A 15,012-nucleotide genomic window follows, 5' to 3' on the forward strand; every position below is an offset into this window, starting at 1 on the left:
CACATCCGAATAATAATACCTACGATATCCGCGGTGCTCTTCTTGTCTCTTCTTTTTCTTCGCCTTCATCTCTATAACTTCGTCTAACCCAGAATCTAGGTACCTATGAACCCACTCCAGGATCGTAGTCCTACCAATAGGAACAAGGTGTGAAATCTGGGTGTAACCTAAGTTTTCCTCAAAATAGAGGTGAATAACTCGGTCAAAATAAATCTTCTGGAGTTGACTCCTTTTTACAAACTTACTCATAAAAATCTATCTATGAGTCAACTTTTTCTAGGACAAGACACATAACCCCCGAGTCGTTCGAGGCATTCGCCCCTCCGACTCGGGGCTAGAATCCGTCTGACCTCCCACGAGGGGAGGTCATTCATGGTAAGACCTTTCTAATGCGTAACCCCTGTGCTTCCTCCGACCTATTGTGCCACGACTTTATAATTTTGTGTAAGTTTGTGGATATGAAAGCAATTGTATCTAGGAGTTACTCACCTTGCTCGAAGCCGAGTGCGGGGTATCTCTTTTCACTTTGGGGCTTTATGCTCCTATTTGTGGTGGCATTGTCGATGTTGATGATGCCTCTATTGGAATTGCTCCTATCGGGCAGCTACGTGAAGTATGTGGGGATGGTGGTGCAGGGGTTATTGGTCTTTGCTTTGCCAGCGTGGTTGGTGGAGCAATACTATCGACGTAGCCATAGGGAGCAGGTGTGGCGACTTCGGTGGAGTGATGCTCGCTACGATCACCTTCCTCGCCTTGTGGCACTGATGCTGGCGGCGATGTGTGCTAGTCTGCTACTAGAGTCGGCGATGAGTCTCTTCCCTGTGCCCAAGATCTTTGCGTCAATGGAGGAGCAGATGACTCTGGAGTACGAAGCACTCCTAGGAGAGCAGCGACTGATGGGGCGGATACTGATCTATTTCGCCACTATTGTGGCAGCACCTCTGGGGGAGGAGCTCTTCTTCAGAGGGGGTGTGCAGGGGTGGTTGCTCTGTCGTCTCCGCAATCCGCACGTGGCGGTGTGGATCACGGCACTACTCTTTAGTGCGATGCACATGCAGTGGAGTGGCTTCCCTAGTCGGCTCCTACTAGGTGGGGTGATTGGTTATGTGGCACTCTATCGGGGGCTTTGGGTGGCGATCCTCTTCCACGTGGTGAATAATGCGATGACCTTTGTGCTAGAGTCTTTTGATCTAGAGCTGGGGCTCGGCTGGGGATTTGCTGTGATGCTGGTGCTTGTGGGCTTACTGGTAAAGGAAATGAAACAAGAGACGAGTGCTACCTCGTCTATTAATGATTTGAAAGATGAAGAATAAAGTTTGGTTGGTGGCTTTGGCACTAGTTTTACTGGCGGGCTGCGCCAAGGAGAAGGAGGAGAAACAGTTTGTACAACACCTCGAATTTCCCGAGCAGATGTCGCTAGAGGGGAAGGTGGAGATGGCGAGTCGTCTGGTACCTACTGCGGAGCAATTGGCATGGCAGGAGCAGGAGCTCACCGCCTTTATCCATTTCGGGGTGAACACCTTTACCGACCGTGAGTGGGGCGATGGCAAGGAGGACCCAGCCCTCTTCAACCCTACCGATCTAGATACCGATCAGTGGTGTAAGGTGCTGAGTGAGGCGGGCTTTAAGATGGTCATTCTTACGGCAAAGCACCATGATGGCTTCTGCCTTTGGCCCACCAAGACTACGGAGCACAGTGTCGCTTCGTCGCCTTGGCGAGAGGGCAAGGGCGATGTGGTGGGCGACCTGGCTAAGTCGTGCCAAAAGTATGGTTTGCGGCTAGGTCTCTATCTATCTCCTTGGGACAGGAATCACCCTACCTACGGTGAGGGCGATGCCTATAATAAGGTTTACCTAGAGCAGCTGAGAGAGTTGCTCACCAATTATGGCGAGGTATGGGAGGTATGGTTTGATGGAGCCAATGGTGAGGGACCTAATGGCAAGGTACAGGAGTACGATTGGGAGGCGGTGATCAAGCTGATCAAGGAGCTACAGCCCAATGCGATCACGGCCATTATGGGCCGAGATGTGCGGTGGGTAGGTAATGAGAGTGGCTTGGGCCGTGAGACGGAGTGGAGTGCCACGGTGGTTCCGTCTTCATCTCTGGCACGTGCTGCAGCCACTAAGGAGGCACTAGGCATTGATGAAATGTCGAAAGACCTCGGTAGCCGTGAGATGCTGGAGAAGGCGAAGGAGCTCTTTTGGTACCCTAGCGAGGTGGATGTGAGCATCCGTCCGGGCTGGTTTTATCACGATTATGAGTCGCCAAAGACACTTGGTGCTCTGGCAAATATTTACTTCCAATCGGTGGGGATGAATTCGTCTCTACTTCTGAATATTCCACCCAATAGAGAGGGTAAGCTGGCCGATGTGGATGTGCAACGTATTCAGGAGCTGGGTCGTTTTGTGCGTCAATTTAATGCGAGGGATGCAGTGAGGGTCTTTAAGCCTTTTACACTAGAGGTTGGCGACTACAAGGAGGTGGAGCTGAATGATGACCAGATGGTCTCAGCTATTTTGCTCCAAGAGGAGATCGCCAAGGGTCAGCGTGTGGAGTCGTTTGAGCTAGAGGCGCTCGTGGGCAATGAGTGGCGGAAGATCGGCAAGGGTACCACAATCGGGTACAAGCGGATCATTCTGCTAGAGCAACCGGTGCGAGCGACGAAGCTACGTCTGAAGCTCTTGGAGAGCAGAGGGGTGGCGAATATTAGCCGTCTGGCTGCCCATTGGGTACCAGATATTGAGGAGCTGAGCCTCGCCACTGAGGGGGCGATGATGGAGAAGAAGGGGTGGAAGGTGATTGCCGAGCGTCCCTTTACCCTAGAGCTGGACCAGATGGCAGAGATGGAGGGCTTTAGATATACGCCCAGTGGTGAGGGGGATGAAGTGATTACTCACTATACGCTATCGGGAAGTGCCGATGGCAAGGAGTGGGAGATGCTGAGCATAGGAGAGTTTGGCAATATTCTCAATAATCCTATCCCTCAGTACCAAAAGCTATCGGAGCGAAAGAGTGTGAAGTACCTTCGCTTTACAGGGACTAACCACAATGGCAGAGATGTGGTCCCACATATTGATGAACTAGATATTTTTTAAGTAAGAGATGAAGACAAGATATATTGGTGCCCACGTATCGGCATCGGGAGGCGTATCGAATGCAGTGGCGAATGCCTTGGAGATCGGGGCGAATGCCTTTGCACTATTTACCCGCAACCAGCGGCAGTGGTATCCTAAGCCACTCGAGGAGGAGGAGATAGAGAACTTTAGGAGTGCGGTGAAGGAGGCGGGCATTGAGCCAAAGCATATCCTACCCCACGCTAGCTATCTGATTAACCTCGGCAATCCCGACCCGACAAACCTGAAGAAGAGTCGTGACGCCTTCCTAGATGAGATGCAACGGTGTGAGCAACTGGGGCTGACGCTCCTCAACTTCCACCCCGGGAGCCATCTGAAAAAGATGAGTGAGGAGGATTGTCTTGCACAGATTGCGGAGGAGATCAATATCGCTTTACAGAAGACGAAGGGGGTGACTGCGGTGCTGGAGAATACTGCGGGACAAGGGACCAACCTTGGGTACCGCTTTGAGCACCTGAAGCAGATTATAGACCAGGTGGAGGATAAGAGCCGTGTGGGTGTCTGTATTGATACGGCACATACGCTGGCTGCAGGCTATGATATCCGCACGGAGGAGGGGTATCGGGAGACGATGTATCAGATCGATAAGATTATTGGGTTGGAGTATCTGAGGGGTATTCACCTCAATGACTCGCTTAAAGAGCTCGCTAGTCGTGTAGACCGCCATGCCTCTGTAGGGGAGGGGGTGATGGGAATGACGCTCTTTGAGGTGCTGATGCAGGATGAGCGTCTGGCTGATATTCCTATTATCTTGGAGACACCAAACCCCGACCGCTGGGCGGAGGAGATTGCACTACTACGTACCTTTGCTAAGTGAGATGATCCGTTTACCGAAAGCTAAGATCAACCTCGGGCTGAGGATCCTTCGTCGCCGCCCTGATGGTTACCACGACATCGAGACGCTCCTCTTGCCTATTCCGCTTCGTGATGCCTTGGAGGTATTGCCGAGTGAGGAGGGGATGAAGTACGACTTTGGTGACTGGGGGGAGCCATCGGAGGAGAACCTAGTGGTGCGTGCCTACCATTTGGTCAAAGCAGCTTATCCGGAGGTACCACCTGTGGAGATCATTCTCCGCAAGCGGATCCCTACTGGGGCGGGGCTGGGTGGTGGCTCCTCGGATGCCTCCAATATGCTCTTGCTCTTAGACGAGCTCTTTGAATTGGGGATGAGCTATGACGAGATGCACCAGATGGCTACTCGCCTTGGAGCCGATTGTCCTTTCTTCCTGCGTGATGAGCCACAATTGGGTGAGGGGATTGGGGAGCAGCTATCTCCTTTTCCGCTACATCTGGAGGGGAAGGTGCTGACACTACTACACAGCGACCTCCATATCTCTACTGCCGAAGCGTATGGTGGGGTGGTGCCATCGGAGGAAGGACCAAGTCTCCGTGAGCTACTCTCGCAACCGATGGAGGAGTGGCGAGGAACTTTGTACAATGCCTTTGAGCCACACATCTTTGAGCGGTACCCAGTGCTGGCACACGGCAAGGAGCAACTCTACCGAGCTGGTGCCACTTATGCCGCGATGAGTGGTAGTGGCTCTACGCTATTTGCCCTTAGCGATGCTCCGCTATCAATATCGGATTGGGAAGGAACTCAACAAACATACACACTATAATACTGACTTATGAAAAAAGCACTTACATTACTCGCACTACTGGCACTGCCACTCCTGGGAAGTGCCCAGAGCGACACTATCACGGTGACTCAGTACAAGGCACTCAAGCCGCTAGTAGCACGCACGCCTTTTATGGCTGATAGCATCAATGTGCAGGGCAAGAAGTATGACCTTAAGGGACAACTATCGCAGATCTCCCCTATCCGCTTGGATAACCCTCACCTCTCTCTAGTCTCTACCGACGCTGAGGGGTATCTCAAGTGCGACTCTACTTTGGCGAATGAGGAGAAGACCATTCAGAGCTATTATCTCTCTATGGTGACCCCTAGCTTTGAGAAAGGGACGATGCTGGTGGAAAGTGACTCGCCTTTCCGTCTTTTTATTGACGGCACACAGATTGGTTCGTCTGACCAATCGGGGAGCTTTGAGTACTCGTTCTCGCTTTTGCCTAGTGTGGCACACAAAGTGGCCATCCGCCTTCTTTCTAAAGAAGGAGGTGCTGCTAAGTATCGGCTGAGGGTGGTGCCTACGAAGGCGGATAGCCAAATCGCTCTTTCGCTAGATGATAAGGAGTATATGAGTATGCAGTATATGCGAACTGGGGAGAGCCTATCGGAGATGAGTGTCTCACCCTCGGGACGATATACTAAGGTGGTGCTCCGCGAGACGGTAAACACGAAAAATAGGTACAGTGTCTTGCTCTACGACGGCAATCGACTGGTGGCTCGTCTTGATGGCAGTTACCTAGAGACGCAGTGGATGCCCCAGTCTGATAAGCTTTGGTTTACCCAAAAGAGCGACACGGGAAAGCAACTCTTGACCCTCGACCCAGCGACACTGACCGTTTCGGTATTGCACCCTGCGATTCCTGAGGAGGGTTACTTCGTGATGGCTCCGACGGAGGATAAGCTGATCTATATGGTGACCAATGAGGGGCCTAAAAACAAGGGCGTTGTGGAGCGTGTATTGGGTCGCTACGATACCACTGGTAGCTACAGAGATCGAGAGTTCCTCGCCTCTTTTGACCTAGAGCAAGGGCTCTATCAGCCACTCACCTATGGCTGTAGAGGTACTTCGCTACAAAGTGTTTCCAAGGATGGCAAGGAGCTCATCTTTAGCACCTCTCGCCCTACGACTACAATCCCCTTCTCAGAGAACGACTTCTGTGTCTTGAATCTTGAGACGCTACAAGTAGACACGCTCTTTAGTCACGAGACGGATGTGGCCACGCTTTACTATACCTCTGACCCACGCTATCTTCTGGCTCTAGGAACTGCCAATTCGTTTGGAGGCATCGGTCGCAACCTACCTGAGGGAATGGCTGCAAACACCTATGATATGCAACTATTCCTGTACGATAGGCAACAACGTACCGCCAAGGCACTGACGAAGGACTTCGACCCTAATGTGGAGAGTGTCAAGGTGCTACCAGACCGATTTGAAGCAATATTCACGGCGGAGAATCAGGACTATGTATCGCTCTATCGTCTCGACCTAAGGAGTGGTCGTATCACTCAGGTCAAGACCACTGAGGAGGTGGTGCGTCGGTTTGATGTAGATAATAAGGGACAAATGATAGCCTACGGTGGGCAAAGTACCATGAATTCCGACCGCATCTATCAGATCAATAACCGTGGGGAGCGTCTGCTCTATGACCTAGCAACACAGAAGATGCACGACCTAGCACTCGGCACGGCAGAGACTTGGAGTTTCACCATGCCTAATGGCGATGTGGTACCTGGTCGTTTCTATCTACCCCCTAACTTTGATCCTTCTCGCAAGTATCCAATGATTGTCTACTATTATGGTGGCACCTCGCCTACGGCTCGCAACTTTGAGGGCTCTTACTCCCTCCCTATGTATGCAGCTCAGGGCTATGTAGTGCTAACCCTTAACCCAAGTGGTACCACTGGTTGGGGACAGGAGTATGCTGCTCGTCACCTCAATGCGTGGGGTAAGCGGACGGCCGATGAGATCGTAGCTTCGGTAAAGGGTTTCTGCGAGAGCCATCCTTATGTCAATGCCGAGCGAATTGGCTGTGTAGGGGCTAGCTATGGTGGCTTTATGACACAGTATCTACAGACGATTACCGACCTATTTGCTGCTGCAGTGAGCCACGCTGGTATCAGTTCCATTGCTTCCTATTGGGGCGAAGGTACGTGGGGAATCGGCTATAGCACCGTGGCTAGCTACGGTAGCTATCCTTGGAATAATCCAAAGCTCTACACCGAGCAGAGCCCGCTTTTCCGAGCTGATAAGATCAAGACTCCGCTCCTCTTGCTCCACGGCACAGCCGACGTCAATGTACCTATCGGTGAGAGTGTACAGATGTACAATGCCCTCAAGATACTGGGCAAAGAGGTAGAGTTTATCAAGGTCTATGGCGAAGACCACGGCATCTACGATCCTGAGAAACGATTCCTCTGGATGCAAAGTACCATGGCGTGGTTCCAGAAGTGGCTGAAGGATGACCCCACTTGGTGGGACACCCTCTACCCCGAAGTACACCTCTAGAGACTGTTGCACGAAGGCGATCTGCGGCGTTGCTTTCGGAATTCGGGCTCGGTCACGTACGTGAGTACGCTCCCAGCGCCCTCATCCTCAGCGCCTTGCATCTCATCCTTCGTTCAAAGTCTCAGCACATTTGAATTAAATATGAGAGAATGGTACTTCGTGCAACATTCTCTTCTAATCACAGGACCTCAAACAAAGAAAGCACCCAATCGGGTGCTTTCTTTGTTTAATCCTAGACTTGGTGATCCAACTTGTCCGGTAAGGGAGTGTCATTGGATAGGGTCTAAAAGCGGGTAGTAGAGCCACCACCGCCCGACATTCCTCCGCCAAATCCGCCACCGAAGCTACCACCGCCACCGAAGCTACCACCGCCACCGAAGCCTCCACCGACGATTGGGCCAACGCCTCTTCGACGAGGATTGGAGAAGCGAATCACATCTTTATTATCGTAGTTGCAGTATTCACAGTGATAGCGACGAACTACCATATTGCTACGCTCTTGTTGGGATAGCAGTTTGTAACTCTTGGTGCCACATCGTGGGCATCGCTGGTATCCGCTGAGTGAGTTACTGACGCCCACCGCACGATGGTAGCTGCAGGCTGAGCACTGGTAGAGGGTATAATTGACCGAATGAAGGCGTTGCTCCGTGGCTTGTGCTGCGGAGAGTAGCGGTAGATTTTCAGGCGATACAATGGCACGTACACTTCCCTTTGTGTGGCACTGCGGACAATTATGAAGCTGTCGGCGAGTACGCCCTCTTAGGATCCAGTAGAGCGGCAGTAGGAAGATGAGTGCAGGGAAAATAAGCCACTGCCACATCTGTTTAGGGAGTGAGAAATTGTAGCTCAGCAATGACGCTCTTAGTGCTGGCTCCTTTAGCCTACGCCAACGGGTCCAAAGCCCTCCGCCAAATAGTAGCCCCACAAGGAGAGAAAAGCCGATATAGCCCCAAAGCAGACCTCCAAGGGCTTCCTGCTGCTCCTCCTCATAGCCGTATTGCCGATTGCCGTCGTTGCGTGCCTCATACCCCTCAGTGAGTAGCTCATCAATAGCCCCTATCATCTGTAGAAAGCCTTCGGCATCTCGCCCCTCCGATATAGCGGGGAGTAGATAGCGGTTAGTCAGTCGCTTAGTGGTGATATCGGGGAGTGCCCCCTCTAGTCCGTAGCCTGTCTCTAGGCGGATGATCCGCTCTCCTTTTCTTCCGAACTTGTAGAGGATCAGTAGCCCATTATTATCCTCCCGCTTGCCAATACCCCAAAGCTCAAAGAGCTCCACGGCAAAAGACTCCGGGTCATCATTCTCTATCCCAGGTAGCACCACCAGCACCACCTCCACCGTATGCTTCTCCCGAAGTTGGTAGAGTGCATCGTCGAGAGCGACGCGATCTTCGGGTGAAAAGTACCCCTCAGGGTCGCTCACAAAGTGGCGACTATCCTGAAGCTGTACATTGGGCACCTCGCTAGGAGTGTACTCCCTTGCCCAGCTCCCCAGAGGGAGAGCCAGCAAGGCGAATAGTATGATGAGCCACCTCGTCTTCATCTTCTTATATTAGAAAGCGACAACCGGTGCCACCTCTGCCCCAGCGATGGATTCGAAGTAGGCTTGTGGCTTAAAGCCAAGGATGCCCGCAAAAATATTGCGTGGAAACTTGCGGATATAGATGTTATACTCCTTGGCTGTCTCATTGAAACGCTGACGCTCGGTGGTGATGCGATTCTCCGTTCCTTCTAGCTGAGTCTGTAGCATCTGGAAGTTTTCATTCGCCTTCAGCTCAGGATATTGCTCAGCCACCACCATCAGTCGTCCTAAAGCTTGTGAGAGGTTATTCTGAGAGGCCATATACTTCTGCAATGCCTCATCGGTCAATTGGTCGGGATCCACCTTTACCTGAGTAGCCTTTGCTCTTGCCTCAATCACATTGGTGAGGGTCTGCTCCTCGTGCGTTGCATACCCCTTCACGGTATTCACAAGGTTAGGGATCAGGTCGGCACGTCTTTGATATTGATTCTCCACCTGGCTCCAGGCAGTACGTACGCCCTCCTGCTTCTCCACCATATTGTTATTGGCCGATATACCATATCTCGCTACCATTAGCACCACGATGCCTATCACCACGATGGTGATGATTGTTCCTTTCTTCATCTCTTTATTCTCTAAATAGTTTATTCACTGATTACGATTTCCTCTCTCTCTATCTTTCGATTGCAGTAGTGGCACTTCAGCACCCCCTCCTGCTTATTGATCACGTGGTACCGCCCCTTCATCGGTTCGTTATTGGAGATGCACTTAGGATTGGTGCACTTCACCAGACCATTGATCTCCTCGGGGAGATCCACCTTGATTTTCTCCACCACTTGGTAGTCGCGGATCACGCTGATCACCACCTCCGTAGAGACGAGTGCCAGCATATTCACCTCCTCGGGGGTGAAGTGCTTCTCCTCCACCTTAATAATTCCCTTACGCCCTAGCTTCTGGCTCTTGTAGTTTTGCCCAATTGTAAAGGGATATTCTAGCTCAAATAGTCGGAGTAGCTTCACCACCTTCTGTAGCTTCTCCACTGGGATATGGTCTATCACCGACCCATTCTTGATCGCTTGTACCCGTAGCTTACCTTTCTCGATCTCTGCCATAGCTTATTACTCTTTTACCTCTATTCCAAGTGCTCTACATATCAGTGCTTCGCGCACAAACATTCCATTCACCGCCTGCCTAAAGTAGTAGGCATTGGGCGTGTCATCTACCTCCTGTGCAATCTCATTGACCCTAGGAAGTGGGTGCAGAATACGCATCGATGGCTTCGCCTGCTGGAGAAGCTCGCAATCAAGGACAAAAGTATCCTTTACCGCCTCATAATCCTCCTCGTCAAGGAAACGCTCCCTCTGCAGACGGGTCATGTAGACAATGTCACTCGCCCCAATCACCTCGGGGGTGAGCTCGTGATAATACTCCGCTGGTATTCCATGCTCCTCACAATACTCCACATACTCCCTAGGTAGCTCCAATTGCTTTGGTGCCACAAAGGCAAAGGAGGGGCGGTAGTGCGAAAGCCCTTCAATCAGTGAGTGGACCGTCCGACCATACTTCAGGTCGCCCACCATGGTCACCTTCAGGTCGGTCAGCTTTCCTTGCGTCTTGCGGATAGAGTAGAGGTCCAGCATCGTTTGGCTAGGGTGCTGGTTGGCCCCATCTCCCGCATTGATGATCGGGATTCTCGAGACTTCACTCGCATAGAGTGCTGCCCCCTCCAGATTGTGTCGCATCACTATGAGGTCGGCATAGCCCGAGACCATCTGAATGGTATCCTTGAGCGTCTCCCCCTTTACCGAACTACTATTCTTGGCGTCGGAGAAGCCAATCACGCGCCCTCCCAGTCTATTGACCGCCGTCTCGAAGCTCAGCCTTGTGCGGGTCGATGGCTCAAAGAAGAGCGTCGCCACCACCTTGCCCTCCAGCAACCGCCTATTGGGGTTTTGCTCAAATAGCTCAGCGGTATCCAGTATCGCCTCTATCTCGCTCGCCGTCAGCTGCTCAATACTAAAAAAACTACCTCTATTCATACAGCAACTTCTATCTTACTACAATAATATTGTGATCACAATCTGAGCCAGAACCACACGGGCAAACATTCCGAGTGGGTAGACCGAGGCATACGCCACGGTAGGGGTATCCTCCTCTATCTGGTCGCTAATATACTCAAGTGCCATCGGATTGGCCATTGCTCCGCAAAGGAGTCCGCAGATGGTACCGTAGCTGAGTTGGGAGTACCGCATCGCCAAGATACCGACTACCAAGGTGGGCAGTACCGTGAGCCCCACACCGATACCGAGCCAAACCAAGCCCGAACCTTCTAGAAGGGTCTCCACGAAATTGGCACCCGACGCTAGCCCTAAGCACCCCAAGTAGAGGGTAATGCCAAAGGTGCGGAGCATCAGATTGGCACTCTGTGTGATGTAGGTGGTCATATGCAACCTTGGGCCATAAGCCCCAAGAAGTATGCCCACGATGATTGGTCCACCCGCCAATCCTAGCTTGATCGGCATGCTCAGTCCAGGAAGAGCGATGGGTAGAATTCCCACCAGTACTCCTAATGCCATCCCTAGGAAGATACTCACTAGGTAGGGGCTATCCAGAGGCTTCAATTGGTTGCCAATCTCCTCGGCAAGGCGATTGATGCCCTCCTCCTCACCTACTACGGTGATCCGGTCACCCATCTGTAGGTGTAGCTTTGGATTGGGCACCAAGTCTATCTCGGCTCTATTAACGCGAGTCACCGTCACATGGTACTCATTACGCAATCGAAGGCTCGCCAATGTGGCACCATTGAACTCCCGCTTTGAGACTAAGAGGCGACGCTGTACTAGCTGAGGGCCACGTGCCTCCCAATTCATCGACTCGTGGTCTCGCTCCCGCTCTACTCCAAAGAGGGTCACAAGCGATTGTGCCACCTCCTCGTCACAAACGATACTCAAGCGGTCGTGTAGCTCCAACTTGGTATCGCTTTTGGGCTGAATCACTTCCCCCCTGCGGAGCAATCGAGAGGCGAGGAAATCGATGTGAAAGGCTTGATTGACCTCGGCAAGAGTCTTGCCCACCAGCCCCTTATTCTCTACCACAAAGTCACCCACATGGTGGCGTGCCTCTATCAGCTCAGGTTCCTTCTGGCTACTCTTCTTAGGAAAGATGAGCTTCAGTAGCTCAAGTACCAGCATTACGCCCACCACGCCAAGCGGATAGGTGATAGCGGTAGCTAGTGCCATATCGCCTAGCTCTCTAGCTAGGTCGGGACTATTGGCATGCATCTGCTCCACCCCTTGCTGAGCTGCAGCGAGTGCTGGTGTATTGGTCACCGCTCCACTCAGTACGCCCATCATATTACTGGCACTATCCACTCCCATCAGCACCAGTACCACCGTACAAAGCAGCCCTAGTAGCACCAGAGCCATACTCCAAGCATTCAATATGATGCCCGTCTTGCGAAGCGATGCCACAAAGGAGGGCCCTACCTGAATACCTAGTGCGTAGACAAAGATGACCAATCCTGCATTTTGGCAAAACTGAAGCATCACAGGATCCACCAGCACACCTAAGTGGGCTAGAAAGATACCGAAGAAAAAGACACCTGCCCCAGCCAAAGCAAACTTTCCGAGCCTTAGCTTTCCGAGGAAGAGACCTACCCCGCAGGTGAAAAAGATAATTATCAACGTCTGGCTCAGCGATTGCTCGGTCCAAAACGCCTTTATCACATCAAGCATAGTCATTAATAATATATTTACTCATTGCAAATCTACTAAAAAAGAGAGACACACCGTCAATTATCTCCCAAGGTAACCCTTGCCCAAGGCAACTGAGAAACAAAGCGAATAAAACGACGGAAATGGGGTTGCAAAGAGGGCTTTTGCAACCAGCTGAAATTCAGTGCTATAGAAATGCGTTTATCGAGATGCAACTAAGCAATCGGTTAGTTGCATCTCGGCATTTGCTTAGTTGCAACTCGGCATTTGCTTAGTTGCAACTCGCCGATTGCTTAGTTGCATCTCGACTTTTGCTCTGCTAGCATAGAGGTTTTTGTGGAGTGTTCCGAGGTGGGGATTGATCCATGTGGTTGCCTTCTTTTCCCCTGATTTGGCAAAGAAAAGGATCTAGGGATAGAGCCCTCAAATAAGCAGAGGTAGAGGCGTGTAATCCCGAAGTGTGTAGACTATCCAGATGGGAGGTAAAGGTTTTTTAACACCCCTATCAGAAAGAGCTCAAAGCCATTAGCTATCAGTTGATTATGGAGTGCATGAATTCGTTATTTATTCATTTACAGAGGATTAGCTGTAACTGTTTGTGCTATAGAGGTATGAGGGGTTTCTGTTGATTTCGGGTTTTTTTATCTCGAATTAAATGAGAATATTTGCAGTTGTTAAGAGAATGATTGGTCTCTAGCATCCCATTTCGATTGGTAAGAAAGCCTTCTTTTATGGTATAAATAGGCCAATGATGTAGAAAAGGATGCCCGTAATCGTGATACTATAGCTGCCACTATTGATTGGAGGTATGCTTTTTTGAAGATAGATGTTGATGGAAAGTAGTTTAAGTAGTTCGTGGGGTATTTTTCTCAATGAAATGAGTACCCATCTCTCCAATCCGCGAGAGTTTAATATCTGGTTTAAGCCATTAGAGCCGGTGAGTATGCAGGGTAATGTATTGACTATCCGTGTACCATCGCAAGACTATAGCTATAAACTGGAGGGAGACTACTTCGACCTCTTCAAGGCGGCACTTGAAAAGGCCTTTGGAGAGGGGATCAACCTTAAGTACCTAGTACCGACCGTTAATCCCGCCACTCGGCGTGAGGAGGTAGCGAATACCGTCCGTCAGGAGGAGGCGTTTGTGACCCATCTAGATCGCCGTATGCTCTTTGGCAACTTTTATCAAAGCATCTGCAATCGCCTTGCTTATACTGTGGCACAGAGCATCGTGGAGCAACCCGGTGAGACTGCCTTTAACCCCCTCTTTATATTTGGAGCATCGGGGGTGGGGAAGACGCACCTAATGCATGCCATTGGTAATGAACTAGTCAAGAAGAAGCCCGGATACAAGGCGGTCTATGTGCCAGCGCAGACGTTCAAGCGACAGTTCGTGGAGGCGACCATTACCACTAAGAAGCCAGAGCTTTTCTTCAATTATTACCAAAATATCGACCTCCTGCTGATTGATGATATTCAGGAGTTTAGCGAAGCAATTAGCACTCAGAATGCCTTCTTCCAAATCTTTAATCACCTCAAGATGCTAGGGAAGCAGATTGTGATTACCTCTGATCGCTGCCCTGCCGACCTTAAGGGAATGGAAGATCGTCTCTACACTCGACTCAAGTGGGGGATGACTGTGGAGATTGAGCGCCCCGATGCACACTTGAGGAGAGAAATCCTCACTGCCAAGGTGAAGGAGGCGGGGGTCAACATTTCGGAGCAAGTCTTCAATTTTATTGTGAAGCATGCTAAGGATAATGTGCGTGACCTCGAGGGAGCCCTCACCTCCCTGATGGCGAATGCTATCTACTGCAATGAGGAGATCTCTATGGAACTGGCTGAGAAAGTGCTATCGCAAACCGTAGGGGTGGAGGAGCGCAAGATCAATGTGCCAGAAATATTGGAGGTGGTGAGCCGATACTATAATATAGAGGAGGCAGATATCGTTAGTCGCAAACGCAAGCGTGCCATCGTGCAGGCTCGGCAAGTGGTGATGTACCTCTCCAAAGAGCTGACCGAAGCCTCACTTGCTGCCATTGGAGCAGAGATGGGCGGTCGCGACCACTCCACAGTGATCTATGCCGACCGAGCTATTCGTGACCTCCTCGACACCGACACTAAGTTCCAAGCTGAGTTAAAGGAAATCCGAGACCTGCTAGAGGTATAGCCTCTTTCCATCATCTTAAGGTTTCCTCAAATCATAACGCACCCTCCCCCAGGGTGCGTTTTTGTGGTATGACGGGCATGTCATACATCTGTGGTGAAAGTCCACTCGGGGCGTAGTTGCCAACGAACCCCATAGCGACTTGCAAGTTTCAAGGGGTGACCCTTGGGAGAGAAGAAGCAATAGCGAATTCGTGGCCTGACGAACAGAAACCTAATACTAAGGCGTATCAAGCGGACAAGCTGGCTACAGGCAGTGAAGTTCCAAAAGGCAACCGTAACCTTGATGCGTAAATTAGGCAGGTAAACGATGAAAGATGTATGGCTTATCCCGTGAGGCCTC

12 protein-coding genes and 1 pseudogene are annotated in these 15,012 nt (G+C 51.1%); 6 read left to right on the forward strand and 7 right to left on the reverse strand.

Going from position 1 to position 15,012, the window contains the following annotated elements:
• Positions 1-249, reverse strand: a pseudogene (locus A3GK_RS10775) (hypothetical protein); the annotation flags it as partial.
• A 209-nt stretch (positions 250-458) separates the two neighbouring features.
• Between A3GK_RS10775 and A3GK_RS11100 the strand changes: the two are divergent.
• Genes A3GK_RS11100 through A3GK_RS0109095 form a run of 5 tightly spaced genes read left to right on the forward strand, consistent with a single transcriptional unit; the run spans position 459 to position 7,268 of the window.
• Complete coding sequence (locus A3GK_RS11100) at positions 459-1,313, forward strand: CPBP family intramembrane glutamic endopeptidase (RefSeq protein ID WP_018029138.1); 855 nt, start codon at positions 459-461, stop codon at positions 1,311-1,313.
• Positions 1,303-3,096 (forward strand): alpha-L-fucosidase, encoded by a 1,794-nt coding sequence (locus A3GK_RS0109080; RefSeq protein ID WP_018029139.1) that lies wholly within the window; start codon positions 1,303-1,305, stop codon positions 3,094-3,096. The genes A3GK_RS11100 and A3GK_RS0109080 overlap by 11 nt, the downstream gene beginning before the upstream one ends.
• Positions 3,097-3,103: 7 nt before the next feature.
• Positions 3,104-3,952: a deoxyribonuclease IV gene (gene nfo / locus A3GK_RS0109085; protein WP_018029140.1), complete on the forward strand. Its 849-nt coding sequence runs from the start codon at positions 3,104-3,106 to the stop codon at positions 3,950-3,952.
• A gap of 1 nt (position 3,953) precedes the next feature.
• Positions 3,954-4,754, forward strand: coding sequence for a 4-(cytidine 5'-diphospho)-2-C-methyl-D-erythritol kinase (ispE, locus tag A3GK_RS10785; protein WP_018029141.1), 801 nt, complete (start codon positions 3,954-3,956; stop codon positions 4,752-4,754).
• 9 nt (positions 4,755-4,763) lie between these two features.
• Positions 4,764-7,268, forward strand: coding sequence for an alpha/beta hydrolase family protein (locus A3GK_RS0109095; protein WP_018029142.1), 2,505 nt, complete (start codon positions 4,764-4,766; stop codon positions 7,266-7,268).
• Between the two features lie 283 nt (positions 7,269-7,551).
• Here the strand turns inward: A3GK_RS0109095 and A3GK_RS0109100 are convergent, their stop codons facing one another.
• From A3GK_RS0109100 to A3GK_RS0109120, 5 genes are read right to left on the reverse strand one after another with little or no spacing between them, the layout of a single operon-like run.
• Positions 7,552-8,811, reverse strand: coding sequence for a TPM domain-containing protein (locus A3GK_RS0109100; RefSeq protein WP_018029143.1), 1,260 nt, complete (start codon positions 8,809-8,811; stop codon positions 7,552-7,554).
• 9 nt (positions 8,812-8,820) lie between these two features.
• On the reverse strand, positions 8,821-9,414 hold the full coding sequence (locus tag A3GK_RS0109105; RefSeq protein ID WP_018029144.1) for a LemA family protein: 594 nt from the start codon (positions 9,412-9,414) through the stop codon (positions 8,821-8,823).
• Between the two features lie 20 nt (positions 9,415-9,434).
• Positions 9,435-9,902, reverse strand: coding sequence for an aspartate carbamoyltransferase regulatory subunit (gene pyrI, locus A3GK_RS0109110; protein ID WP_018029145.1), 468 nt, complete (start codon positions 9,900-9,902; stop codon positions 9,435-9,437).
• A 6-nt stretch (positions 9,903-9,908) separates the two neighbouring features.
• Positions 9,909-10,829: an aspartate carbamoyltransferase gene (gene pyrB, locus A3GK_RS0109115; protein WP_018029146.1), complete on the reverse strand. Its 921-nt coding sequence runs from the start codon at positions 10,827-10,829 to the stop codon at positions 9,909-9,911.
• An 18-nt stretch (positions 10,830-10,847) separates the two neighbouring features.
• Complete coding sequence (locus tag A3GK_RS0109120; protein WP_026161826.1) at positions 10,848-12,524, reverse strand: putative transporter; 1,677 nt, start codon at positions 12,522-12,524, stop codon at positions 10,848-10,850.
• An 811-nt stretch (positions 12,525-13,335) separates the two neighbouring features.
• Between A3GK_RS0109120 and dnaA the strand changes: the two genes are divergently transcribed.
• Positions 13,336-14,673, forward strand: coding sequence for a chromosomal replication initiator protein DnaA (dnaA, locus tag A3GK_RS0109125; RefSeq protein WP_155799498.1), 1,338 nt, complete (start codon positions 13,336-13,338; stop codon positions 14,671-14,673).
• 80 nt (positions 14,674-14,753) lie between these two features.
• On the opposite strand, the gene A3GK_RS11630 is transcribed toward dnaA, so the two are convergent.
• On the reverse strand, positions 14,754-15,012 hold a 259-nt coding region (locus A3GK_RS11630), incomplete at its 5' end, for a hypothetical protein (RefSeq protein WP_211205466.1).

Source organism: Porphyromonas somerae DSM 23386, assembly GCF_000372405.1.
GTDB classification, from domain to species: Bacteria; Bacteroidota; Bacteroidia; order Bacteroidales; family Porphyromonadaceae; genus Porphyromonas_A; species Porphyromonas_A somerae.